We start from the raw sequence: 24,467 nt of genomic DNA, 5'->3' as shown, positions 1-24,467 counted from the left end.
GTTTTTATCCTTTTAATTGTTTTTGAATTTCGTATAACTTATTGATTGCCTCTAAAGGTGTAAGTCCTAAAATATCCATATCTTTGATGGATTTCAAGACATCCTTTTCCTTAGAAGACACATCCTTTTCTTCTTTTTGGTAGGTTGACTTCGTTTCCCCAAAAAATGAAAGCTGTAAATTGTCTGTAAGGTCAATCGATTCTTCTTTTGTTACAGCTATTTCTTTTTCACCTTGCTCAAGATGATTTAATATTTCTTTTGCACGTTCAATTAAGTTCTCAGGAAGCTCAGCAAGTTTTGCTACATGAATTCCATAGCTTTTATCTGCTGCGCCTTCTTTAATTTTGTGAAGGAAGACGACATTATCATTTTCCTCTATCGCACTCACATGAACATTCACTAAGTTTTCCAGACCTGTTTCTAAATCGGTCAGCTCGTGATAATGAGTAGAGAACAATGTGTGTGCTCCGATATTTTGGTGAATATATTCAATAATAGCTTGTGCAAGCGCCATTCCGTCATAAGTAGATGTTCCACGTCCAATTTCGTCAAATAATAATAAGCTTTTCGATGTTGCGTTGACAATGGCATTTTTTGCTTCAAGCATTTCTACCATAAAAGTACTTTGTCCAGAGATTAAGTCATCTGCGGCACCGATACGAGTGAATACTTGATCATATATTGGTAGAACAGCTTCACTTGCTGGAACAAAACAACCAATTTGTGCCAAAATTGAGATCAGTGCAATCTGTCTCATATACGTACTCTTACCAGACATATTTGGTCCTGTAATAAGAAGCAATGACCGTCCTTGCTCCATCACACAATCATTTGGAACATATTCCTGTGCCTGCATCACTTTCTCAACAACCGGATGACGTCCATCTTTAATAAAGAGCTTGTCCTCAGAAAAATGAGGCATACAATAATGGCGTTCTTCACTTATCGTTGCAAAGCACTGCAGTACATCAAGCTCACTTATGACCTTTGCTAATGTCTGAAGTCTTGGAATATAGCTCTTAACTTGTTCGCGAATATCAAGAAAAAGATCATATTCTAATTGGACAATCTTTTCCTCTGCTTCAAGAATTAATGTTTCTTTTTCTTTAAGCTCAGGGGTGATAAAACGTTCTGCATTAGTTAGAGTTTGTTTTCTTTCATACAGACCCTCGGGTAAGTACTGTAAATTGGACTTTGTTACTTCGATATAATATCCAAAGACACGGTTATATCCAATCTTTAAAGACTTTATTCCTGTTTTTTCTCGTTCCTGTTTTTCTAAGGATGCAATCCATGTTTTACCATTTCGGCTTGCATCACGATATTGGTCAAGGGTGGCATTGTAACCATCTTGAATAATATCTCCTTCTTTAATAGACAAAGGAGCTGACTCCTTAATGGAACGTTTAAGAAGGTCGGTTAATGATTCGCAAAGATCCATTTGCTTGCTGAGATTGTCCGCATATGGGTGCTGCAACTGTGTTACAAGTTGATAAATTCCCGGAACCTGCTCAAGTGATTTTTTGAGTTGTAATAGGTCTCTTGCATTTACATTTCCGAAAGCCACACGTCCCGCCAGTCGTTCAAGATCATATACTTCCTTCAATAAATCCCTTAATTCTAATCTTTCAAAATAGTGTTCAATAAAGGTTTGAACCATGTTAAGCCGGGCTTCAATTTCATTTTTATTTAATAACGGTCTGTCGATCCAGTGTTTTAACAGACGACCTCCCATTGCAGTAACTGTTTGGTCCAGAAGCCAAAGTAATGAACCCTTTTTCCCTTTATTACGGATCGTTTCAGTAAGCTCAAGATTACGTTTTGAATAAAGATCAATTTTCATGAATTGATTAATATAAAAAATACGAACCTGTTGAAGGTGATCAAGTGAGCGCTTTTGCGTTTTTATTAAATAATTTAATAATCTTCCAAAAGTAAGAATCAATTTCTCATCCTCAAGCCTCTCGGTAAGCTGTTGAAAATGTTCAGCAATTGTGCAATTATCTTCATACGAAATCGTTACCTGGCAACGTTCAATCATTGCTTTTTTATACTGATCGTCAAAATCTGTCGAAACAACAACCTCTTTTACACCATTTGCATAAATTTCTCCGATAACTTCTTCAAACTGGGAAGACAATAATGAGACGCGGTTTTCACCTGTTGTTAAGTCAGTTAATGCAAATCCGAAAGAATTATCGGAAAAGTTTGAAACGGTTGCTAGAAAATTATTTTCTTTATCTAGTAAGTTTTTACCTTCCATTACAGTTCCAGGTGTAATTAATTGTATAACTTCACGTTTTACGACACCTTTTGCCTGTTTTGGGTCTTCTGTTTGCTCACAGATCGCAACTTTATATCCTTGATTCACTAATTGTTCAATATATCCTGCAGCTGAGTGATAAGGGACCCCGCACATCGGGATTTTTTCTTCAACACCACCATCTCTAGCCGTTAACGTTATTTCTAAAATTTGTGATGCATTTACTGCATCATCAAAAAACATTTCGTAAAAATCACCTAGTCTAAAAAATAAAAAGGCATCTTGATAATCTGCCTTAATCGTTAAATACTGCTTTATCATCGGCGTATACTCTGCCATTTAAAATCCCCCAACAACAATCAAATGCGCCTCGGCGTATTTGCGCCCGATTTTTTTCGAACTTGCTCGAAATGTTACCTTTGAAAAATCGTGGCATCCGCCGGAGGCTTTGACTTTACTTAGTCGGTCGCCCGACTGAGTAAAGTTTTATCTTCCAATAGTATAACATAACTTAAAAAAGGAAAGGGCAGGACTTGTCTCCCATTACATGAAAAAAAAACTAGGAAGTCATGCCTCCTAGTTTCCAATTATTCTTCTAAATCGCCAACTAAGAAGTCAGGATTTAAATCCTCGAATTCTTCGTCGTCTACATCCCAATCCTTATCATCATCATAGCATCCATCTGGATTCACATGTACGCAAACCTTTGTTTCCCCAATAATTTCTGCCATTAGCTCTCTTTCAACCTCAACTAAAATTTTGTTCCCGTTAGGTGAGATCGTACATTCTAAGCAGTTTGGCTGTTGCAACACATTAACAATCACGTCACAGTCATCATCTAGGAAATTCTCGTCTCTATACTTTAGCTTGATGTGGTCTGTGTATGAAAGTGTTTCAGTAACAACCTCTGTTTTGGTATTGTTACCAAAAGAATACCACACGTTGACATCAAATTTTCCGTATACTACTATTTTATTACCTTCTTTCTTTGCTTCATACTTGTGGTTAATAATCCAGCATCCCAAAATGCTTGATGGGTGGTGAGGTGGAGAAATGGTATAAGTAGACTGTGAAAATTTACGTCCTTTACCTACAACAGCTTTTGTGATAATCTCTCTGTATTCAGACATTCGAACAAACCCTCCTCAATCAATCTTCAATTCATCCTATGCGGGACATTTGACTAGTGTGCTAAAGACTGATTTCTTTTTACAAACTTTTTTCAATTTACTTTGTTGTTTCCTTATGAGTACACGAAAAAAGTTGAATAAACCAATCAAAGAAAATACTAAAAAAATGCATTGTCGTTCTCTTTATACTTAACCTTACGAGTACCGTATAGTTCATTGTATGCGGGTTCGCCCATTTATGTACCTTTTTTTCAAAGCCGTACAAGCAAAAAATAAAACCTGATGAGAGACATGCTTTACAAATAAAAAAAGACAAAAGCTTAAGCTTTTGTCTTTTTATTAATTAGTGGCAGCCACAGCCCTTATTGTTATTCACTTTTGAGCCAGTTTCTCCCGCTAACAAATCTCCACCAGTAGATGTAATAATCTGATTAGTTACATTGTTAGAAATGGTATGTGCCACAAGCTGTAAAAGATCATTCACTTCAATCTGTGAATTCTTAAATTCTTCTACAACCGGAATACTATCTAGTTCTGCTTGAAGATTATCAATCTTTTCTTCAACTTGTTTTAATGCTTCAGACTTTCCAAAATGCTGAAAATTAACTGCTTGTTTCTGTAAGCTTTTGATGCTATCAATAATTTCTTGAACTTTTTTATTCTGGTTTATTTGTGCTTCTGCACGCTTAAAAAAGTCAACCTCTTGTGTTTCTGCAATCATTTTTGCTAGTTCTGTTGCGCGTTCTACGATTTGTTCTTTTGTAAATTGTGCCATTTTAGTTCACCTCTACCGCTTCTTCGATCATTTCTCCATCTAGTGTCCATGTCTTTGCTTGGATAATTTTCACTTTTACAATTTTACCAATTGCAGATTTTGGACCTTTGAAGTTAACCAATTTATTTTTACTTGTATATCCAGCAAGTACTTCTGGATTGTTTTTACTTTCACCTTCAACAAGAACTTCTACTGTTTGACCTTTGTAGGCAAGGTTTTTCTTTGCAGAAATCTCATTAACAAGTGCGTTGAGACGTTGAAGTCTTTCCTTTTTAACTTCCATTGGAATATTATCTTCCATTTTGGCAGCTGGAGTTCCTTCACGTGGTGAATATATGAAGGTATAAGCCGAATCAAATTCTACTTCTTTATATAAGGAAAGTGTCTCTTCGAACTGTTCATCCGTTTCATTTGGGAAACCAACAATGATATCAGTTGTAAATGAAGCGTTCGGAATTTGTTCTTTCATTTTGCGAACTAGCTCTAAATATGTTTCTCTTGTGTATTTACGTGACATTAATTTTAATACTTGTGAGCTTCCAGATTGTACTGGGAGATGAATGTGCTCCATAAGATTTCCACCTTTAGCGAGCACTGAAATTAAATGATCATCGAAATCACGAGGGTGACTTGTTGTGAAACGAATACGCGGGATATCAATCTTACGTAACTCGTCCATTAAGTCTCCTAAACCATATTTCATATCTTCAAAATCTTTACCATACGCATTTACGTTTTGGCCAAGTAAGGTAATCTCTTGATAGCCTTGTCTAGCTAAGTGACGTACTTCTTCAATAATATCCTCTGGGCGGCGGCTACGTTCCTTACCACGAGTATATGGAACGATACAGTACGTACAGAATTTGTCACATCCATACATAATGTTTACCCAACCCTTGATATTTCCTTTACGTACTTTTGGAAGGTTTTCAATGATGTCCCCTTCCTTAGACCAAACCTCAACAACCATCTCTTTACTAAACATAGCTTCTTTAACAATATAAGGTAGGCGATGAATATTATGTGTACCGAAAATCATATCAACGAATTGATGTTTTTCAAGGATTTTATTCACAACTGATTCCTCTTGGGACATACATCCACAAACACCAATTAAAAGATTAGGATTTTCAAGTTTTAAAGGTTTTAAATGACCGATTTCACCAAATACTTTGTTTTCAGCGTTTTCACGGATCGCACATGTATTAAGTAAAATGATGTCGGCATCCTTCGTATTTTCAGTTGGCTCATAGCCCATTTCCATAAAAATACCAGCCATTATTTCCGTATCATGTTCATTCATTTGACAGCCATACGTACGGATTAAAAAGCGTTTTCCTTTTCCTGCATTCTTCATGTCCTCAGGAATCGAAAATTCTTTTAAGTAATTGACTTGTTCTTTACCGCGCTTCTTCGCATCCTTTAAAGAAGGTGGTTGGTAAACGGATTGAAAATACTTACTGTAATCCTTTTCGGATTTTTTGTCCGCAGGTTTTACTTGAGTACTTTCAAGACGTTGTTTTTCGTTCATGTTGTATCTCCTTTCTTTATCTAAAAACTACATTTTCAAAAAAATAAAATTCCATTTTACTAGTATAAGGTTTAACAAGTATTAATACAATAAAACCGTATAAATGTAGAAAAATGTACAATTTTAGCAGTTTTAAGTAACTAATTCTACTAACAGACACACATGCCTATTTTAACATTCAACAATTAACGAGTAAAGATATAAAGAATTGTAAAAGACTCGTGCAGCCATAAGGCCGATTTTGACTGAAACTATATTAAAAACCCTACTAAGAGAATCGTTCTTAGTAGGGTTTTGTTTGTATTACATAAATTCTGCAACTAGTTTATTAAACTTTTCTTCATCTAAATTCAAGTCTGCATGTACAAGCGGCGCTTCACCATAACCGTGAACAAGTTCTTGATAAGAAGGCTTTTCTGTATTTTGATAGATGAGCCCAGTAACAAGACTATTATGCTTCATCAACGTTTGCATAGCTACTGAACGGTCTGATGGATCATATCCCTCAACATCGCCAAGTTTTGTTAGGTTTTCTTTAAACCAGTCATATGTATTGACTTTATTATAAGTTACACATGGGCTAAACACATTGATTAAAGAGAAACCTTTGTGCTTGATTCCAGCTTCGATTAGAGCTGTTAAATCTTTAAGGTCAGTTGAGAAGCTTTGTGCAACAAAAGTAGCACCAGCTGTTAATGCCATTTCCATGACAGAAAGAGCAGACTCGATAGAGCCTTTTGGAGTGCTCTTTGTTTTAAAGCCCATTTCACTTCTTGGAGAAGTTTGACCTTTTGTTAAACCATAGATTTGGTTATCCATAACAATATATGTGATGTCTATATTACGACGAATTGCATGGATTGTGTGGCTCATCCCAATTGCATATCCGTCACCGTCACCACCAGATGCAATGACTGTTAAATCACGGTTAGCCATTTTTACACCTTGAGCGATTGGTAAAGAACGGCCATGAATTCCGTGCAATCCATAAGCATTGATATATCCAGAAATACGTCCAGAACATCCTATCCCTGAAATCACAGCTAGCTGTTCAGGCTCAAGACCAACATTTGCAGCCGCACGCTGAATCGCTGCTTGTACGGAGAAGTCTCCACATCCTGGACACCAGTTAGGTTTTACATTATTCCGAAAGTCTTTAAATGTTGCCATATTCGAACAACTCCTTACATTTTGTGTGAACTTCATGAGGTAGGAATGGATTACCGTCATATTTTAAGAAGTTAGTAATCTTGTCTGCATGTCCTACATTCATCTTCATAATGTTTGCGAGCTGACCAGTAGCATTATTTTCAACCACTAATACTTTCTTAGCTGATTGAATTAACGGTAAAATTTCTTCAGTTGGGAAAGGATGGATTAAACGAACTTGAGCATGATTCACTTTAATACCATCATTTTCAAGACGAGTCATCGCTTCTTCAATCGCACCACGAGTTGAGTTAAAACCTACAACTAATAGGTCCGCCTCTTCATGTTTAGCGTTTTTATGAACAGGTGTATTGAAACGAATATTTTTAGTCTTTTTAAGTCGTTTCTCCATTTGATCCTTACGGTTGCTTGCAGCCTCAGATGGCTTACCTTGTTCGTTATGTTCAACACCAGTTACATGGTGAATTCCATTCTTTACACCAGGTACAACACGTGGAGAAATACCACTTTCTGTAACTTCATAGCGTTTAAAGTATTCTTTATTCTCTAATTCTGGTAATTCGTCATCAAGAAGCAGATTGCCACGTCTGATTTCAATTTTTGAATAATCAAGAGGTTCAACAGTTTGCTTCCCTAATGAAAGCTGTAAATCTGTTAGGAAAATTACCGGGCACTGATATTCTTCTGCAAGATTAAATGCTTCAATAATGTCATAGAATGCTTCCTGAACAGTACTTGGAGCCATAACAATCTTAGGTATCTCACCATGTGTACCATAGATCATTGCTAGTAAGTCTGATTGCTCTTGCTTTGTTGGAAGACCAGTACTTGGACCTCCACGTTGTGTATCAATAATAACAAGCGGTGTTTCAGTAATACCTGATAAACCGATTGATTCCATCATTAACGATAATCCTGGCCCTGCAGATGCAGTAAATGCACGAACACCCGCGTAGTTAGATCCAATTGCCATTGTACATGCAGCAATTTCATCTTCTGTTTGGATAACTGTTCCACCAAATTCAGGTAACTTGCTAATTAAGTATTCCATGATTTCAGAGGCTGGTGTGATTGGATATGCAGGCATAAATCTTGCTCCACCCGCTAAAGCACCCAGAGCGATAGCGTCATTTCCAATCATGAACATACGTTGCTTTCCGTCTGCTTTATCTAATTTCATTATTACATCTTCACTAAGTAGATTAGTAAGGAATTCTGCACCGGCTTTGATTGCTTCCATATTCTTCTCAACAACTTGCTGTCCCTTACGTCCAAAGATTTCATCTACCACATTTAGATACACATTTAAATCAAGATCTAGTAATGAGCTAGTAGCTCCAATTGCGACCATGTTCTTCATTAGGGACGTGCCAAGTTCAGTTGCAATTTCAGTAAAAGGAACAGAATACAGATGAACTTTCGTATTTTCAGGAATGGTTGGTTTGAATTTAGCATCTGCCAATACTACCCCGCCATCGCGTAACTCATGAAAATTAAAATCAATTGTTTCTTGGTCAAAAGCTACTAAAATATCAAGATCATCAGATATTGCACGAACTTGAGTTGTACTTACACGAATTTTGTTATTTGTATGTCCACCTTTAATACGTGATGAAAAGTGACGATAACCGTATAAATAGTAACCTAAACGATTCAGAGCGATGGAAAAGATTTCCCCCGTACTCTCGATTCCTTCCCCTTGTTGTCCGCCAACTTTCCACGAAAGTTGATTGATCATGACTTACACCCCTTTGGAATACGTTATATATAAGATTTTTATTAATTTATAAGCATAGCACTTTCCAACTGAGTTGTATTGAATTGTAATATGTATATTCTATTGAATGAAAATGGACCATTTCTTACGACAAATCAGGAAGAAAATTCCAATTTTGAAGTCTAAAATGCTATCCAATTTTATATCGTTGGATATGTACTAAACGCTTTCAATTCTAGACCTATCAACGAAAAAAAGCAACCCTTAGCAAGCAAATTATGGTGAAAAATGCATATTTTTTTATTTTTCAATTAATTTTAGATTAAACCAATATAAAATGATTAATTTATGCTGGTAAATTCTCCACAAAATTTTGATACAAAAATTTTTTCACTTGGATTTCAGAGTAATATTTCAACAAACTGTTTACAAGTCCTTCATACCCTGAAAAGTTTTCAAGTCCAATAGTTGTATCTGTTATTCCATCAAAATCAGACCCAAATCCAACATGATTTTCTCCGCCTAATGAACAAATATAATCAAGATGTCTGATTACATCGTCGATAGTTGCTGTTTCTCGATTGCTTAAAAATTGAGGGACAAACGTTATTCCAATCATACCTTTCTTTTTAATTAATGCTAGAATTTGTTCGTCTAGCAAATTACGGCGGTGATTACAAATTGTCATTGCATTTGAATGAGATGCAATTGGGTAATCTGCCACTTCCATGACATCCCAAAATCCTTTTACCGATAGATGTGATACATCTGTCCATATTGATGCCTTATTGTGTTCTTTTACAACTTCTATACCAAAACTTGATAACCCTGCTCCACGTGGTTCACCAACGCCATCTGCGACAAAGTTGGCATAATTCCATGTTAAGCCAACAGAGGATACTCCCAGCCTCAATAAAGTTTGTAACTTTACAATACTTTGATCAATTGCATCGCAGCCTTCCAACGTTAAAAAAGCACCAATTTCATCCTCTTTCAAAGCTAAAATATCATTTCTTGTCCTTACTACCTTTAATAAAGGAGAGGGCTTAACTACTTTATTATAAAAAATTTCTACCATCTCTAATGCCACTTCAAATCGACTTTCGGGGTTTACTTCTTCTGGGATGTATATCGCAAAACTTTGCACTTTGCTGCCAGATGCTTTTAATTGATTGTAGTTAATATGTAATTTTGTTGAATTTGCAAAATCAATAGTAGGGTCCATCCACATTTTATATAAAACATCTGAATGGGCATCAAATATCTTCATACAAATCAGCTCCTTTACGTTTATTTTACACAAAAATACCTGTCTGTCACATTCGACAAACAGGCCACTTATCCACTACTTAACCACTTTATATAAAAGTACATAGTATTATCGTGGTTCAACGATTAATTTTATAGCCGTTCTTTCTTCACCATCAATTAGAATATCAGTAAACGCCGGAATACAAATTAGGTCCACTCCACTCGGTGCCACAAATCCTCTAGCTATCGCTACTGCTTTCACTGCCTGATTCAATGCACCAGCACCAATCGCTTGGATTTCTGCAGCTCCTCTCTCACGTAAAACACCCGCAAGTGCCCCTGCTACAGAGTTAGGATTAGATTTTGCTGAAACTTTTAATATTTCCATTTCTACTTTCCTCCTTGTTCTTTACAATGTTCCCTGAGTGACCGGTAGAACCATACAAATGAATCACCACCGTTACATTTGCGATCTTGCTTTAATACTCTCTTAACTTTTAAAATAATCGCAAACCTTCCAGAAGCTAGCTTTATTCAACCAGGGATTACCCGAGTCTGAATTGAATAACGAATAATGATCCCATAACTACTATATTCACTAGAAACTACCAGTATTCCTGCTTGTTTCTAATCTTTTTCTAAAAATTCAAAAACTTAGCGAAATCAAGAAAAAACCAAGATATCTCTTTGATACCTTGGTCAGAAATAATTAATCAAAAAATGGATGATCATCATTAATAAGAATTCGTTGAATGCCCTTAGCAGTCCCACTTTTAGGATCTACATCAATAAGTACTCCGTTTAATTGAGTTCTTCCTTCAACGACTTCGAAACGAACAGGTAATGCCGTTTTAAATTTGTGAAGCACAGCTTCTTTATCCATCCCTAGTATTCCATCGTACGGGCCAGTCATTCCAACGTCAGTGATAAATGCAGTACCTTTTGGCAATACACGGTTATCAGCAGTTTGAACATGTGTATGCGTGCCAACAACTGCTGTTACCCGTCCATCAAGGTACCAGCCCATAGCGATTTTTTCACTTGTAGCTTCCGCATGAAAATCTACAAAAATAACGGAGGTTCGCTTCTTTGCTTCCTCAATCAACTCATCGCACTTTTTAAATGGATCATCAATAGCTGGAAGAAATGTGCGCCCTTGCAAATTAATTATGGCAACCTCCTGTCCATTTACCTTGCTATACATGATCCCTTGACCCGGAGTTCCTTCAGGGAAGTTCGCAGGCCGTATCATGTTTTTAGCCGTATCAATAAACTCAAAGATATCTTTGTTGTCCCATGTATGATTACCTAATGTAATGGCTTGTGCACCATTCTCTAAAAATTGATTATATATTTTCTTAGTTATTCCCCTACCAGACGCTGCATTTTCCCCATTAATTATGGTTAGTGCTGGATGGAATTTTGCCTTAAGTTTCGGAAGATATTCCCGAATCATGCCTCTTCCTGGTGAGCCAACGACATCACCTATAAATAAAATCTTCATGTAAAAGCCCCTTTCACTATAAAGTGAAGCACAAAAACAAAAAAATCTCAATGTCCTTGTCGATATTTATGAAATAATTCAACAAAGTACCTGTTAATAAAATAAAAAAAGTGGTCAAAAATTGACCACTTTTATTTTGCGTATTCAACTGCTCTAGTTTCACGAATTACAGTAACCTTAATATGGCCCGGATAATCCAACTCTTCTTCGATTCGTTTACGGATGTCACGAGCTAATCGATGTGCATTTAAGTCATCGATTGCATCAGGTTTTACAATAATTCTAACTTCACGTCCTGCTTGAATTGCAAAGGATTTTTCAACGCCTTCATATGACTCTGAAATTTCCTCTAGCTTTTCTAAACGGCGGATATAGTTTTCAAGTGTCTCACTTCGTGCACCTGGTCTTGCAGCAGATAAAGCATCGGCTGCTGCAACCAATACAGCTATAATTGATGTTGGTTCTGTATCACCATGGTGGGAAGCAATACTATTAATTACAACTGGATGTTCTTTATATTTCGTTGCGAGTTCTACACCGATTTCAACGTGACTACCTTCCACTTCATGGTCAATTGCTTTACCAATATCATGCAGTAGTCCAGCACGTCGAGCCAATGTTTCATCTTCACCTAACTCAGCAGCCATTAAGCCTGCTAAGAACGATACTTCCATTGAGTGTTTTAAGACATTTTGGCCGTAGCTTGTACGATACTTCAAGCGACCTAAAATCTTAATTAAATCCGGATGGAGTCCATGAACACCAACCTCGAAGGTTGTTTGTTCACCCACTTCACGAATGTATTCGTCTACTTCACGTCTTGATTTGTCTACCATTTCTTCAATACGTGCAGGGTGAATACGTCCGTCTTGAACAAGTTTTTCAAGTGCGATTCTCGCTGTTTCACGTCGAATTGGATCAAAGCCAGATAAAATAACAGCCTCCGGTGTATCATCGATGATAAGGTCAATACCCGTTAATGTTTCAAGTGTACGTATATTTCGCCCTTCTCTTCCAATAATACGTCCCTTCATCTCATCATTAGGCAAGTTAACTACAGATACCGTAGTTTCTGCGACATGATCAGCGGCACATCTTTGAATAGCAAGAGAAAGTACTTCTTTTGCTTTCTTATCAGATTCTTCCTTTGCACGATTTTCTGCTTCTTTTACCATCATAGCTATATCATGGGAAAGCTCGTTTTCAATACGTTCAAGGATGATTTGCTTTGCTTCTTCACGTGTTAAGCTAGAGATTCGCTCAAGTTCGGCTTGTTGCTTGTGTACCATTTCTTCCACTTTGCTTTCCATCTCTTCAATATGCTGTTGTCTTTGAGCGAGAGAATCCTCTTTCTTTTCTAGCATGGATTCGCGTTTATCTAATGTTTCATCCTTACGATCAAGGTTCTCTTCTTTCTGCAATAAACGATTTTCTTGTTTTTGTAGTTCGTTTCTTCGATCACGGATTTCCTTTTCTGCCTCTGTACGAAGTTTGTGAATTTCATCCTTTGCCTCTAACAGTGCTTCCTTCTTTAAAGAATCTGCTTCTCTATTTGCATCTTCAATAATTTGTTCGGCAACACTTTTTGCACCAGCAATTTTAGTTTCGGCAATAGACTTACGAACATAAAAGCCAACAATCGCACCGACGATTAGGCCAAACAAAGCGGAGATGATTATAGAAATGGGATCCATCTTCTTCACCTCCTCTTGCTATAAACTTTTTCTTGCTAGATCAAAATGTCGGCATGTACATTTTACAATATACAGCACAAAGGCTTTTTAAGCTAATCAGATTCTTAGGTTACGACCGAAAGCAGCTCAGACTACTCCGGGTCTGAATAGCAAAAGCTCAAACCGAGTTTTGCTTCTAACGTTTTAATTCTAACAAAATGTAAAATATACATTTTAATTGTAAATCTGTGAATTTTTATTGTCAAGGCCTGTCAGAAATAGTATTACATGAAAATGGAAATTTTATTGGGTAACCATGTGATTATAAAGGCTTTTTGGTAAATAATGAGGTTTATCTATCGTGTTGAAAAAAGTAAGTTAATGGGGAAAATAAAGAAGAGACACATTAACTGTGCCTCAACTTTGATGATTAGTCTAGTAAATCAAACTCTTCTTGTTCCTCATCAGCAGGTGCTACTTTAACACCGTCAAGTCCATAATGATTTCTAATTTGCTGAAGGATTTCATTTCGAACATCTGGGTTTTCTTTTAAGAATTGTTTTGCATTTTCGCGCCCCTGGCCAACTCTTTCTTCATTATAAGAATACCAAGATCCACTCTTTTGAACGATATCAAGTTCCGAACCGATATCAATGATTTCGCCCTCAATTGAAATTCCTTCTCCGTACATAATGTCTACTTCGGCTGTTTTAAATGGTGGGGCTACTTTATTCTTAACAATCTTCACTTTGGTTCTATTACCAACAAGTTCATTGCCTTGTTTTAATTGTTCCGCACGACGAACCTCTAGTCTTACAGAAGAATAGAATTTGAGCGCGCGTCCGCCTGGAGTTGTTTCTGGGTTTCCGAACATTACCCCAATTTTTTCACGGACCTGGTTAATGAAAATTGCAATTGTATTTGATTTATTGATTGCACCTGAAAGCTTACGTAATGCTTGTGACATTAGGCGGGCTTGTAGACCCATATGGGAATCTCCCATTTCACCTTCGATTTCTGCTTTTGGAACAAGTGCAGCAACAGAGTCAACTACTAAAATATCGACTGCACCACTACGTACTAATGCTTCAGCTATTTCTAATGCTTGTTCACCAGTGTCAGGCTGCGATAATAATAGTTCATCAATGTTTACACCCAATTTTTGTGCATATGCTGGATCAAGCGCATGTTCCGCGTCAATAAATGCCGCTTGTCCACCAGTTTTTTGTACCTCAGCAATCGCATGAAGTGCTACCGTTGTTTTACCAGAGCTTTCTGGTCCATATATTTCAATTATCCGTCCTCTTGGATATCCTCCAACACCTAATGCTACGTCTACTGCTAGTGAACCACTTGAGATAGTGGAAATTCTACGATCTGTTTGTTCTCCAAGCTTCATGATTGAGCCCTTACCAAACTGTTTCTCTATCTGCTTCAATGCCATTTCTAAGGCCGCTTGACGATCACTCACTATATTTCCTCCTTTATTCGTGAAACTATTATTACTATACAATGTTTTGTTCGATTTGCCAAGCAAAAAGTCGAACATTTATTCGCTTATTTTTATTAATAGTTTTTTCCCATTAATCCAATTTCTGATAGTCAAAAATCATATTTTCAAAGAGATAGAAACCAACAAATTTGAATTTTAGCTCTTCATAAATAGTTAATCAATAATAAAAAGTGACGTAAGCATTTGCACACTTACGCCATTTTTATAAATATTACAACTTAATCATTCTATTTATTGGAATGCTCTTCATCCCATACCTTATCTAGAACTTGATTAAACACTTCAACTGGTTGAGCACCAGAAACAGCATACTTGTTATCAATAACAAAGAAAGGAACACCTTGTACACCAACCGACCGTGCCTCAGAGATGTCATTCGTCACCTGGTCAGTATGTTCTTTACTTTCCATAATTTTACGTACTTGTGCTCCATCAAGACCTACCTCTTCAGCCAAACGAACTACTGTATCTGTGTCGCTTAAGATTTCACCTTCTGTAAAATGGGCCGCATAGAAACGATTGAAAAACTCATTACCTTTCCCTTGCTCCTTTGCATATTGAAAAACACGATGTGCATCATATGTGCTTGTAAGTTTAGCTGTATCGTAGTTGATCTCAACACCAGAATTTTTGGCCATGTCTGTCACTTGTTTAAGCATTACTTCAGCCTGTTCTAATGGAACTCCCTTCATACTAGAAAAGGTTTCAGCATAATTTTGACCAGGAACGTATTTCGCATCTGGCATAAGTAGAAAGCTTTTATATTCTATTTCAACTTCTTTTGCATGTGTAAAATTTTCTAATGCTTTATCCAAATGGGACTCCCCTATAAAACAGAACGGACATACAAAATCTGACCAAATTGTTATTTTCATTCTTTTCCCTCTTTCTTTTGATTTACGGGACCACAAATTCCAGTATTAATATCACAGACGAATCCTGAGGAATTGTCAAAGTCTAAGCTTATTAATTTCTTTATGCCATTTAGTTCTTTAAATGCCCCATTAACATCTTTGCCATCTGTTGAGGATGCTTCAGATTTAAACTGCTTGTCATTTAACATCATGTATTCCTCCTTTTCAAACAATATGATTATTGTAAATGATATATCATTTGATTTCTAATAATTGAACTGAGATGTAAGTCTAATAAACATGAACTAGCGCTTCTAAACAAATATGTTACTTGTTGTATTTACATTAATCCTTGTATACTTTCTGTATCTCTTCAAGATCTAGTTTTTTCATTTTTAGAATTGCCATATTAACACGTGCAATTTGTTCAGGTCTACCACTGCTCATCATCTTGTCCATTTCTCGAGGTACAATTTGCCATGACAATCCATTCAAATCTTTCAACCAGCCACATTGCTCGGCTTCTGGAACCGAAGACAGCTTTTCCCAATAATAATCAATTTCTTCTTGTGTATCACAATAAACCATAAACGAGATTGCTTCGTTGAAATTGAATTTATGTTCTTCAGCACTGTCCATTGCGGCAAACCACTGGTTCTCAAGCATGAAATCAGAAAACATGATTGTTCCTTCTCGATTAGGTTCCATATTCTGAGGATAGCGGACGATTTGGCCCTGCTCTGAGTTCTTAAATACCGATAAATAATAATTAATTGCCTCCTCGGCTTTTCCACACTTATCTCCAACAAACAATAACGAAGGCACGATTGAAGGCCGTTTCTCACCTTCTGGATTGGTGAGATTTAACTGCCATGACAAACCAAACTTATCTTGAACCCAGCCATATTTCTCACTAAATGAATACTTATCAAGTGGCATTAATACCATACCACCTTCAGATAATTTGATCCACACTTCATTCATCTTCTCGCTTGCGTCTTTTTCTTGTGCAGGATCAAAATTGACAAAGAATGATATCGATGGATTGAATTTAAAAAAAGGTCCAGCACTTATTGCCATAAACTTCTGTCCTAACAGCTCAAATGAAACTAAATCGGCATCTCCTGAAGGTGTATCGTGAAGTGTTATTATATTTGTAATTCTTGAGTCTGGAAAAACGGAAGCATAAAACTCTGCTGCTTCTTTCGCCTCCTTGTCATACCATAAATGTGGAACGATTTGTTGGTTAGTTCGTATCATTGTCTTTTCTCCTTCATCTTTTTCTCTATATATTACCTCATTTGATTCTATAAAAAAAACGATCCACCAGGATCGTCTTGTTAAAGCAAAAAATCAGTTTCTCTGTTCATTTAATAATTGCAGTAAATAATAAAAACCATATTTAACCGTTCTAGTTCGAATTCCTTTACGGGAACCCGCTAATTGCAACGGAAATACCTTAGTCGGTTGATCTAAATAAGAAATCCCAATATATACTGTCCCTACTGGCTTTCCTTCCGACTCACTTGGACCTGCTACACCTGTAAAACTAATCCCTATATCAGCTTTTAAAAGTTTCTTTATGTTCTTCGCTAGTTGTTCTGCTGTAGAACTGCTAACAGCACCTTCTGTATCTAGGGTTTCTTTCTTTACATGCAGCACCTGTTCTTTTACTTCGTTTGTATAGCAAACTATTCCACCCTTCACAACTGCTGACGAACCCGCTAGATTGGTAAGCTCCTCAACAAATAAGCCACCAGTTAAACTTTCCGCACTTGCAATTGTAAGCTTTGAAGTTTTAAGCTTATTCATGAGTTCATTTACTAGGGAAGTCGAGTCATACCCATATAAGAACTTCCCTACTCTTTTTACTATTTCAGCCTCTGTATGATCTAGCAGTTGATTTGCAACATCTAGCGAGTTGTGTTTAGCAGTAAGTCTAAGTGTAACTTCACCATCGCCAGCCAATGGGGCTATTGTAGGGTTTGTTTGATTGTCAATTAAATCTTCAATCTCTGTTTCAAGTTGTGATTCGCCAATCCCGAAGAAACGCAGCACCCTAGATTCAATTCGTTCAACAACACCCAGTGATCTTAATAAGAATGGTGCACCATATGATAGGAACATTGGATTCAGCTCTTTGGGAGGTCCAGGAAAGAGCAAATATGTAATCTTATCAACTTCAAATCCCATTCCAGGAGCCATCCCATGGTCATTTGGAAGGATTTCAGAACCCTCAAGTACAAGTGCTTGTTTTTTATTATTCTCGGTCATATGGCGATTTGTTTTCTTAAAGTAATCTTCAATACTCCGTAAGGCTGCTTCATCAAATATAAGCTGTTTTCCTAATACCCTTGCAATTGTTTCTTTTGTTAAATCATCCTTGGTAGGCCCCAAACCACCAGTAAAAATGATTAAATCCGAACGAGATTGAGAGATTTTTATTGCGTCCTCTAAACGGTTGGGATTATCTCCAACAACTGTATGGTAATACACATTGATTCCAAGCTCAGCTAGCTGTTTGGAAAGAAACTGCGCATTCGTATTTGCGATTTGACCTAAAAGAAGCTCAGAACCTACAGCAATTATTTCAGCATTCATTGAAATACCACTCCATCCTATTTAGAGTTTGCAAAGACACCTTTGTTTTTCGCAAAATAATCCCAACCAGACACAATTGTAAATATAACTGCTACCCAGAGGGCAATCATGTCAAATGGGATAGAAAGAAATTCAAACGGCCAGTTATGTAATAATAATGCAGAAACAGCTACTACTTGAGCCCACATTTTTATTTTCCCGAGCATTTTTGCAGCTGAAACCTCTCCGCCTTCGGCTAATAATAAACGTAAGCCAGTTACAGCAAATTCCCTACTAATAATAATTACAACCATCCAGGCAGGTGCTAGTCCAAACTGAACTAAACTAACTAATGCAGCTGATACAAGTAACTTATCTGCAAGAGGGTCTAAAAACTTTCCAAGGTTCGTTACTAAGTTATGCTTTCTTGCCAAGTGACCGTCAATCCAATCAGTACTAGAAGCAACTATAAAAATAATCGCTCCAACTAAATGGGCAACTGGTATGGACATTGAGCCAATCCCAACATCACCCCATCCAAACGGAACAAACATGACAATTAAAAAAAGTGGAATTAAGCAAATTCTTGCTACTGTAATCTTATTTGGTAAATTCACAATCTTATACCTCCAACATTTACTAAATTCTTATAATAGTGATAATACCACCTATACGAAACAAAAAGCCATCATAATGATGACTTTTGTTATTCTTCAGTTCCTGGAGTATACTTTATCGTAATTATTTGACGAACAATTTGGCCTGTATCAAACGGATACGTAAAAGGTTCCCCATTGATTTCGACTTGAAGATCAGACGACCTTCCAACTGTTAAAATCACTTCAGATTGATTTGTTAAATCAACTTCTTTTGTTGCACCATTCGCAATGGTTTCATAAATAAATCTTTCGTTTTGACGATTTTGAAGTGTGACCCATGATTGACCAGCATCAGCCGCCGTTACTTTCACCTTAAATGAATCTGCATTTTTCAACTCAAAGGTTGCAGTACTCGATTGTTTTTCAACCTCTACAAGCTCTTGGGCAGGAGTTTCTTCCACAGATTCCTCTTCTTTTGAAGGGGTATTATCTGTTTCACCTGCAACCTGTTCCTCTTCTTTAGAGTCTTCTTTTTGTTGATCTTTAACAGGAGGCGGCTCATTTGATTCTTCATATTCCGTTTCCTGACTCTCTAGTTGTGTTTCTGGTTCTTCGGCAACATCCTTTTTAGAAACAAACCAGTAGATTGTCATTGCGCCACCAAGAAGAAAAAGAGCCAATATGATGATTGGTACTTTATCAACAATTTTCGAATTTGTGGTAGAAATTTGTCTTCTTGATTGGACTCTTGATATTTGTTCAGGAATTTCATCGTTATATGTACCAGGGATTTCTGACTTGTACTCTTCAAATAATTCTTCAGGGTTAAGTCCAACAGCCTCAGCATATTGCTTAATAAATGCACGGACATAGAATTTACCTGGCATAACATTATAATTTCCTTCTTCAATCCCAACCAAATACCTTTTTTGGATTTTTGTAATTTGCTGTAAATCATCAAGGCTTAAATCTTTTTGCTCTCTAGCTTCTTTAAGCCGAGATCCTAATTCAGTCATTTATTTCACCTACCAATTCCGGGATACCTATTGGTCTATTCGCGTTCATAATACTAGCATTTTTCTCATTTTCAGTAAAGGATTAATTCATAATAAATTCAAAAATTAAAACCGGAAAAATCAGAACTAGAAAACTGTTGGTCTTCTATATCATATGTAATTTCCTCTTCAGGATTATTTCGAAGTTCAATAATATAGTCAAAATCATTCAATGTATACTCTGTATGACGTACAAATATATCCGGATGCTCGACTAATTTAACAGCGGGCAGTCTCATAATTTCCCTAACAAGCTGTAGATGCCTTTCAGTTGCCCTTCTAGTTGAAACAATGCCGTCAATAATAAAAAGATTATCAGCATTGTATTCATCCTGAATTAATTCATTTCGCATCGTTTGTTTCAATAATGTCGATGACACAAACAACCACTTTTTATGTGCACAAACACTAGCAGCAACAACTGATTCGGTCTTACCGACCCTTGGCATACCCCGAATTCCAATCAACTTATGCCCCTCTTGCTTAATCAACTCTGCCATGAAATCAACAAGCAAGCCCAATTCATCACGCGTAAAACGGAATGTTTTTTTATCATCAGCATCGCGTTGAATATATCGTCCATGTCTAACAGCAAGCTTATCTCGAAGCTTCGGTTCCCTAAGCTTTGTAACGTTTATCGTATCCATTGTATGTAAAATTGATTCAAGTCTCTCAATTTGTTCATTGCTATCACTTAATAAGAGCATGCCCCTTCTGCGATCGTCTACACCATTTATTGTAACAATATTTATCGAAAGCATTCCTAGCAAGGAAGAAATATCCCCTAGGAGTCCTGGGCGATTTTTTGCTATTTCATATTCCAAATACCACTCTTTTTTCTCCAAGTGTCCCAGCCCCTCATACAATCCGTGGTTAAAAATTCCAACTATGAAATATTGCATCAATATTATTATAAACTAATCAATCCATATTTTATAGAGGGGCATAGAAAATTTAAGGGAAATTTACTTAAATAAAAAAGAGAGGAAAATCCTCTCTGCATTCAACCTACTACCAAACCTATTGGACAAGTTTAATCATTACATTTGCAATCGCTTGTTGCTCTTCTTCAGAAGCAACGGTCCAAAGGTCCCGTAATACTTTTTCTTGAGCATTTTTAGGCTCTACTTCGTTAGCTAGGTAATCACCTAATTGTTGAGCCATATTACTGATAACTTGTTCATCCATTCCCTCAGATTTAGCATGCTGCAAGCGATCACCTAAAAAATCTTTCCACTCTTCAAAATTGTCTAGTACTGACATAAGTGACCCTCCTTATAAGGTTAATACAATGTTAGTTTGTCGATTGTAAGGTAAATTATTCATTAAAATTTTTGACTTGTTTTACACTTGTACATAAACTAACAATGCCAACCACCATTTACAGACAAAACCTGTCCAGTGATATAAGAAGCCTTGTCGGAGAGTAAAAAACCAACCGTATTTGCTACCTCAATTGGTTCACCTATTCTTCCCATTGGAATCTCTCCACTTATACCTTGTAAATCCTCTTCAGTGAACTCCTGTAGCATGTTCGTATTAATCGCACCAGGTGCGACCGCATTCACTCGTACTCCACTTAACGCAACTTCCTTCGCTAATGCTTTTACAAACGAGAGTTGGCCACCCTTTACCATGGAATAAAGCACTTCACAAGATGCCCCCGTTAGTCCCCAAATTGAAGATATAACGATGATATTCCCGCTTTTCTTCGTTATCATAGTTGGAAGTAGGGCTTGCGTTAACATATAAGGTGTAGTTACATGAAGCTGCACCATTTGATCGACCGTTTTTTGATTAAAATCAGTCATTAATCCAAACACACTTTTCCCTGAATTATGAACAATGGTGTCAATTGGATGCTGTATTTGAGTTACCACAGATTCAGCACTGGTTCTTTGACTTAAATCAGCATTTACCAGATATGATTCTACACCTTTGCTCACCAATTCTTCCGCTAAACTCTTCACTGCCTTTTCATTTTCGTTGTAATGTAAATATAACGAATAACCTAGATTGGCAACTTCTTTTGCAATAGCACTTCCGATTCCTCCACTCGCACCTGTGATTAATGCATATTTTTTCATATTCATTTCCCCTTAAAAAAGCATCCTTTTGGAAAAGGATGCTTTAGCATTTACTTCTTTTTAGGAATAACCTGACATTCTGTCATTCTTACTTCATCAAAGATTTCATTCCCAATTTTCGTAATATCATCAACAGTTAGACTTTCCATTACAGGAACAACATCAAATAAATTCATATCATTAAATGCATATCTTGTAAACTGGTTTGCAATATAATCAGGTGAGTTTAAAGAGCGTAAAAATGCTCCAATCTTTTTCTTTTTAACACGGTCCAATTCTTCAGAAGTGATACCTTGTTTTTTACTTGAGAGCATAATATTACGTAATTTTGCTGATAATTCATCGGGTTTAGAGGTATCTCCTCCCACAATTGCAAAACCAAAACCTTGTTCTTCTGTGTAATCATATGAGAAAGTATCATCTATTAAGCCTTCATCATACAATGCTTGATAATGCTTAGAACTCTTTCCAAATAGCCAATCCAAGAGAATGGTCATCGATAATTCCTGTTTAAGTAATTCATCACCTTTACGTGAAGGATTTAAGGCCTTCACACCAACCATACACTTTGAAGATTGGACGTTCATTTCTAGAACTTTCTTCTTTTCGTTTACTTCAATTGGTTCGTCTTCAAAATGACGTTCGATTTCAGACTGGTCTTGATAATCTTTTTTGGCTTGATTAGATTTGATTTGCGCCATTATTTTTTCTGGGTCAATCGGACCAACAACAAATAGAACCATATTACTCGGATGATAAAAGGTTTCATAGCACTCATAGAGCATATCTTTTGTAATTTTGGCAATGGAATCAATGGTTCCAGCAATATCAATTCGGACCGGATGATTTTTGTACATATTTTCAATTACACCGAAATAAAGTCTCCAGTCAGGGTTATCATCGTACATTGTTATTTCTTGACCGATGATGCCTTTTTCCTTTTCAACTGTTTTTTCAGTAAAATAAGGACTTTGGACAAAGTCAATTAATGTTTCTAGATTTAGTTCAACATTGGATGTACTCGAAAAAAGATAGGCTGTTCTTGTGAATGAAGTGAAAGCATTCGCAGAGGCACCCTGTTTACTAAAGTCCTGAAACACATCTCCATCTTCTTTTTCAAATAACTTGTGCTCTAAAAAATGAGCGATCCCATCAGGTACTGTAGTTAATTCAGTTTTCCCTAATGGTACAAATTGGTTATCAACTGAACCATAATTAGTCGTGAATGTTGCATATGTTTTATTAAATCCTTTTTTAGGCAGGATGTAGACGTTAAGACCATTATCAAGCTTCTCGTGAAAAAGTACCTCTTGAAGTTGATCAAATGTGATTTTATCCATTATGACCGCCCCTCCAATCCAGTAAGGAAGTAAATCGTATCAAGTTCAACTTTCTTGGCAACATTAACTACTTGCTCCTTTGTGACTGCTTCAATTCCAGCTATCCAATCCTCAAGCCTTCTTGATTTCTGAGAAATAACATTATGATATAAAACTTCAGCGATACCACGGGATGTATCGATTGTTTCAAGTAACTGATTTCGGATGACCGCTTTTGTTTGAGCTAGGATTTCCTCTGTAAAATCACCATCAATCATTGCTTTCATTTGTTCTTTAATAATGGTTACTGCTCGGTCATAATTATTTACATCAATACCGGACATCACCATAAGAAGACCCTTATGACTTTCCACCCTAGATGCAGCATAGTATGCAAGGCTTTCTTTTTCTCGGACATTTATAAATAATTTTGAGTGTGAAAAACCACCATAAATTCCGTTAAACACTTGAAGTGCATCATAGTCTGGGTCACTAAAAGTTGTATTTGTCCGGTAGCCAATATTGAGTTTACCTTGTTTTACGTCTTGGTTTTCGATTACTTCATTAACTGTTTCAACCTGCTTGGTTTTAGTTTCAATTTCAGGACGTGTATTGCGCTCAGAAAACGTGAATGTAGATGAGACGACTTCTTTTACCTTTTCAGGTTCAATGTTCCCGATTATATATAAGTCAATCTCATCTTCAGCCAATGCTTTTTGATAATAGGTGTATAGAGATTCTGCTGATATGCTGTCTAGATCTTCAATTCTTCCGTTCACATGGAGGTGATACGGTTCATCCTTACACATTTCTTCAACTAAACGTAAATTCGAATATCTCATCTTATCATCATAAACAGCTTGAATTCGTTGTTTAAGGCTCCGTTTTTCTTTTTCCACGACTGTGCTTTTAAAAGCGCCATTTTCAGTTACTGGAGATAATACAATTTCCTTCAACAAAGTGATTGCTTTATCAAGAAGTGGTGTTTGGTCTTTTAAAAATAGTTCGTTTGCTATTTCCACGAAAAAGGTAATAATATGGTGTTCTCCTTTTTTCGCAAGATCCACATATAATACAGCACCATATAATTCATCTAAATAGGAACGTAAACTCGTTGTTGAGGGGTAGCTAGGTGTTTCACTTTGCAATACATATGGAAGTAATGCTCTTTGTGTAACATATTCCTCTTCCAGAGGGGCTTTCATTCTAAGTACAATTGTATTCGTTTTAAATTTATCTGTTTTAACCGTATGGAGCGTGAAGCCGTTTAATTTATGCTCATTTTCATCCAATAAAAACATCTTATACATAGCCTCCTTTTTGGTCATAGCAAAACACTATATGGCTATATTTTAACCAAAACTAATTTTTAATCTTAGAATCACTATAACCTCAAATTAGTAATAAATTCAAGTTTCGTCTCCTAAAATTTTCTTAATAAAGAAA

General features: G+C 36.5%; 22 protein-coding genes. All 22 read right to left on the bottom strand.

What is annotated here, in order from left to right; translation table 11 throughout:
- Positions 1-4: 4 nt before the first annotated feature.
- The 22 genes from mutS to yfmF all read right to left on the bottom strand — a co-directional run bounded on the left by mutS (position 5) and on the right by yfmF (position 24,322).
- The gene (gene mutS / locus AC6CHV_RS00110) at positions 5-2,602 is read right to left on the bottom strand and encodes a DNA mismatch repair protein MutS (protein WP_498077831.1); all 2,598 of its coding nucleotides are present in this window, start codon (positions 2,600-2,602) and stop codon (positions 5-7) included.
- A 248-nt stretch (positions 2,603-2,850) separates the two neighbouring features.
- A complete protein-coding gene (locus tag AC6CHV_RS00105) occupies positions 2,851-3,393 on the bottom strand; it encodes an outer spore coat protein CotE (protein ID WP_121446652.1) in 543 nt (180 codons plus the stop codon).
- Between the two features lie 343 nt (positions 3,394-3,736).
- Positions 3,737-4,168: a YlbF/YmcA family competence regulator gene (locus AC6CHV_RS00100; RefSeq protein ID WP_341331834.1), complete on the bottom strand. Its 432-nt coding sequence runs from the start codon at positions 4,166-4,168 to the stop codon at positions 3,737-3,739.
- A gap of 1 nt (position 4,169) precedes the next feature.
- A complete protein-coding gene (gene miaB / locus AC6CHV_RS00095; RefSeq protein WP_498077830.1) occupies positions 4,170-5,699 on the bottom strand; it encodes a tRNA (N6-isopentenyl adenosine(37)-C2)-methylthiotransferase MiaB in 1,530 nt (509 codons plus the stop codon).
- A 303-nt stretch (positions 5,700-6,002) separates the two neighbouring features.
- The gene (locus AC6CHV_RS00090; RefSeq protein ID WP_121446649.1) at positions 6,003-6,869 is read right to left on the bottom strand and encodes a 2-oxoacid:ferredoxin oxidoreductase subunit beta; all 867 of its coding nucleotides are present in this window, start codon (positions 6,867-6,869) and stop codon (positions 6,003-6,005) included.
- The gene (locus AC6CHV_RS00085; RefSeq protein WP_440273780.1) at positions 6,856-8,607 is read right to left on the bottom strand and encodes a 2-oxoacid:acceptor oxidoreductase subunit alpha; all 1,752 of its coding nucleotides are present in this window, start codon (positions 8,605-8,607) and stop codon (positions 6,856-6,858) included. Before AC6CHV_RS00085 ends, AC6CHV_RS00090 begins: the two co-directional genes overlap by 14 nt.
- Positions 8,608-8,932: 325 nt before the next feature.
- On the bottom strand, positions 8,933-9,856 hold the full coding sequence (locus tag AC6CHV_RS00080; protein WP_341331838.1) for a dipeptidase: 924 nt from the start codon (positions 9,854-9,856) through the stop codon (positions 8,933-8,935).
- Positions 9,857-9,964: 108 nt separating this feature from the next.
- The gene (gene spoVS, locus AC6CHV_RS00075) at positions 9,965-10,225 is read right to left on the bottom strand and encodes a stage V sporulation protein SpoVS (protein WP_003211281.1); all 261 of its coding nucleotides are present in this window, start codon (positions 10,223-10,225) and stop codon (positions 9,965-9,967) included.
- 321 nt (positions 10,226-10,546) lie between these two features.
- On the bottom strand, positions 10,547-11,341 hold the full coding sequence (gene ymdB, locus AC6CHV_RS00070) for a 2',3'-cyclic-nucleotide 2'-phosphodiesterase (protein ID WP_341331839.1): 795 nt from the start codon (positions 11,339-11,341) through the stop codon (positions 10,547-10,549).
- 131 nt (positions 11,342-11,472) lie between these two features.
- Positions 11,473-13,035 (bottom strand): ribonuclease Y, encoded by a 1,563-nt coding sequence (gene rny / locus AC6CHV_RS00065; protein ID WP_121446645.1) that lies wholly within the window; start codon positions 13,033-13,035, stop codon positions 11,473-11,475.
- A 409-nt stretch (positions 13,036-13,444) separates the two neighbouring features.
- A complete protein-coding gene (gene recA / locus AC6CHV_RS00060; RefSeq protein WP_121446644.1) occupies positions 13,445-14,485 on the bottom strand; it encodes a recombinase RecA in 1,041 nt (346 codons plus the stop codon).
- A gap of 269 nt (positions 14,486-14,754) precedes the next feature.
- The gene (locus AC6CHV_RS00055; protein ID WP_498077829.1) at positions 14,755-15,402 is read right to left on the bottom strand and encodes a DsbA family protein; all 648 of its coding nucleotides are present in this window, start codon (positions 15,400-15,402) and stop codon (positions 14,755-14,757) included.
- Positions 15,399-15,590: a hypothetical protein gene (locus tag AC6CHV_RS00050; RefSeq protein WP_341331841.1), complete on the bottom strand. Its 192-nt coding sequence runs from the start codon at positions 15,588-15,590 to the stop codon at positions 15,399-15,401. The genes AC6CHV_RS00055 and AC6CHV_RS00050 overlap by 4 nt, the downstream gene beginning before the upstream one ends.
- A 136-nt stretch (positions 15,591-15,726) precedes the next feature.
- Entirely contained in the window at positions 15,727-16,641 is a 915-nt protein-coding gene (locus tag AC6CHV_RS00045; RefSeq protein WP_440273779.1) for a VOC family protein, read from the bottom strand.
- Between the two features lie 93 nt (positions 16,642-16,734).
- Entirely contained in the window at positions 16,735-17,982 is a 1,248-nt protein-coding gene (locus AC6CHV_RS00040; protein WP_341331843.1) for a competence/damage-inducible protein A, read from the bottom strand.
- 17 nt (positions 17,983-17,999) lie between these two features.
- Entirely contained in the window at positions 18,000-18,578 is a 579-nt protein-coding gene (pgsA, locus tag AC6CHV_RS00035) for a CDP-diacylglycerol--glycerol-3-phosphate 3-phosphatidyltransferase (protein ID WP_121446639.1), read from the bottom strand.
- An 89-nt stretch (positions 18,579-18,667) separates the two neighbouring features.
- Entirely contained in the window at positions 18,668-19,576 is a 909-nt protein-coding gene (locus tag AC6CHV_RS00030) for a RodZ domain-containing protein (protein ID WP_121446638.1), read from the bottom strand.
- Between the two features lie 98 nt (positions 19,577-19,674).
- The gene (locus AC6CHV_RS00025; protein WP_121446637.1) at positions 19,675-20,460 is read right to left on the bottom strand and encodes a DUF3388 domain-containing protein; all 786 of its coding nucleotides are present in this window, start codon (positions 20,458-20,460) and stop codon (positions 19,675-19,677) included.
- Between the two features lie 175 nt (positions 20,461-20,635).
- On the bottom strand, positions 20,636-20,878 hold the full coding sequence (locus AC6CHV_RS00020; RefSeq protein ID WP_121446636.1) for a DUF3243 family protein: 243 nt from the start codon (positions 20,876-20,878) through the stop codon (positions 20,636-20,638).
- A gap of 98 nt (positions 20,879-20,976) precedes the next feature.
- Positions 20,977-21,702, bottom strand: coding sequence for an elongation factor P 5-aminopentanone reductase (gene ymfI / locus AC6CHV_RS00015; protein ID WP_341331844.1), 726 nt, complete (start codon positions 21,700-21,702; stop codon positions 20,977-20,979).
- Between the two features lie 50 nt (positions 21,703-21,752).
- The gene (gene yfmH, locus AC6CHV_RS00010; RefSeq protein ID WP_341331845.1) at positions 21,753-23,042 is read right to left on the bottom strand and encodes an EF-P 5-aminopentanol modification-associated protein YfmH; all 1,290 of its coding nucleotides are present in this window, start codon (positions 23,040-23,042) and stop codon (positions 21,753-21,755) included.
- Entirely contained in the window at positions 23,042-24,322 is a 1,281-nt protein-coding gene (yfmF, locus tag AC6CHV_RS00005) for an EF-P 5-aminopentanol modification-associated protein YfmF (RefSeq protein WP_341333546.1), read from the bottom strand. The genes yfmH and yfmF overlap by 1 nt, the downstream gene beginning before the upstream one ends.
- Positions 24,323-24,467 lie beyond the last annotated feature (145 nt).

The organism is Ferdinandcohnia sp. GQ5 (assembly GCF_059759275.1).
The sequence above is the reverse complement of the archived record's forward strand: the minus strand, read 5'-3'. Positions and strand labels throughout refer to the sequence as shown.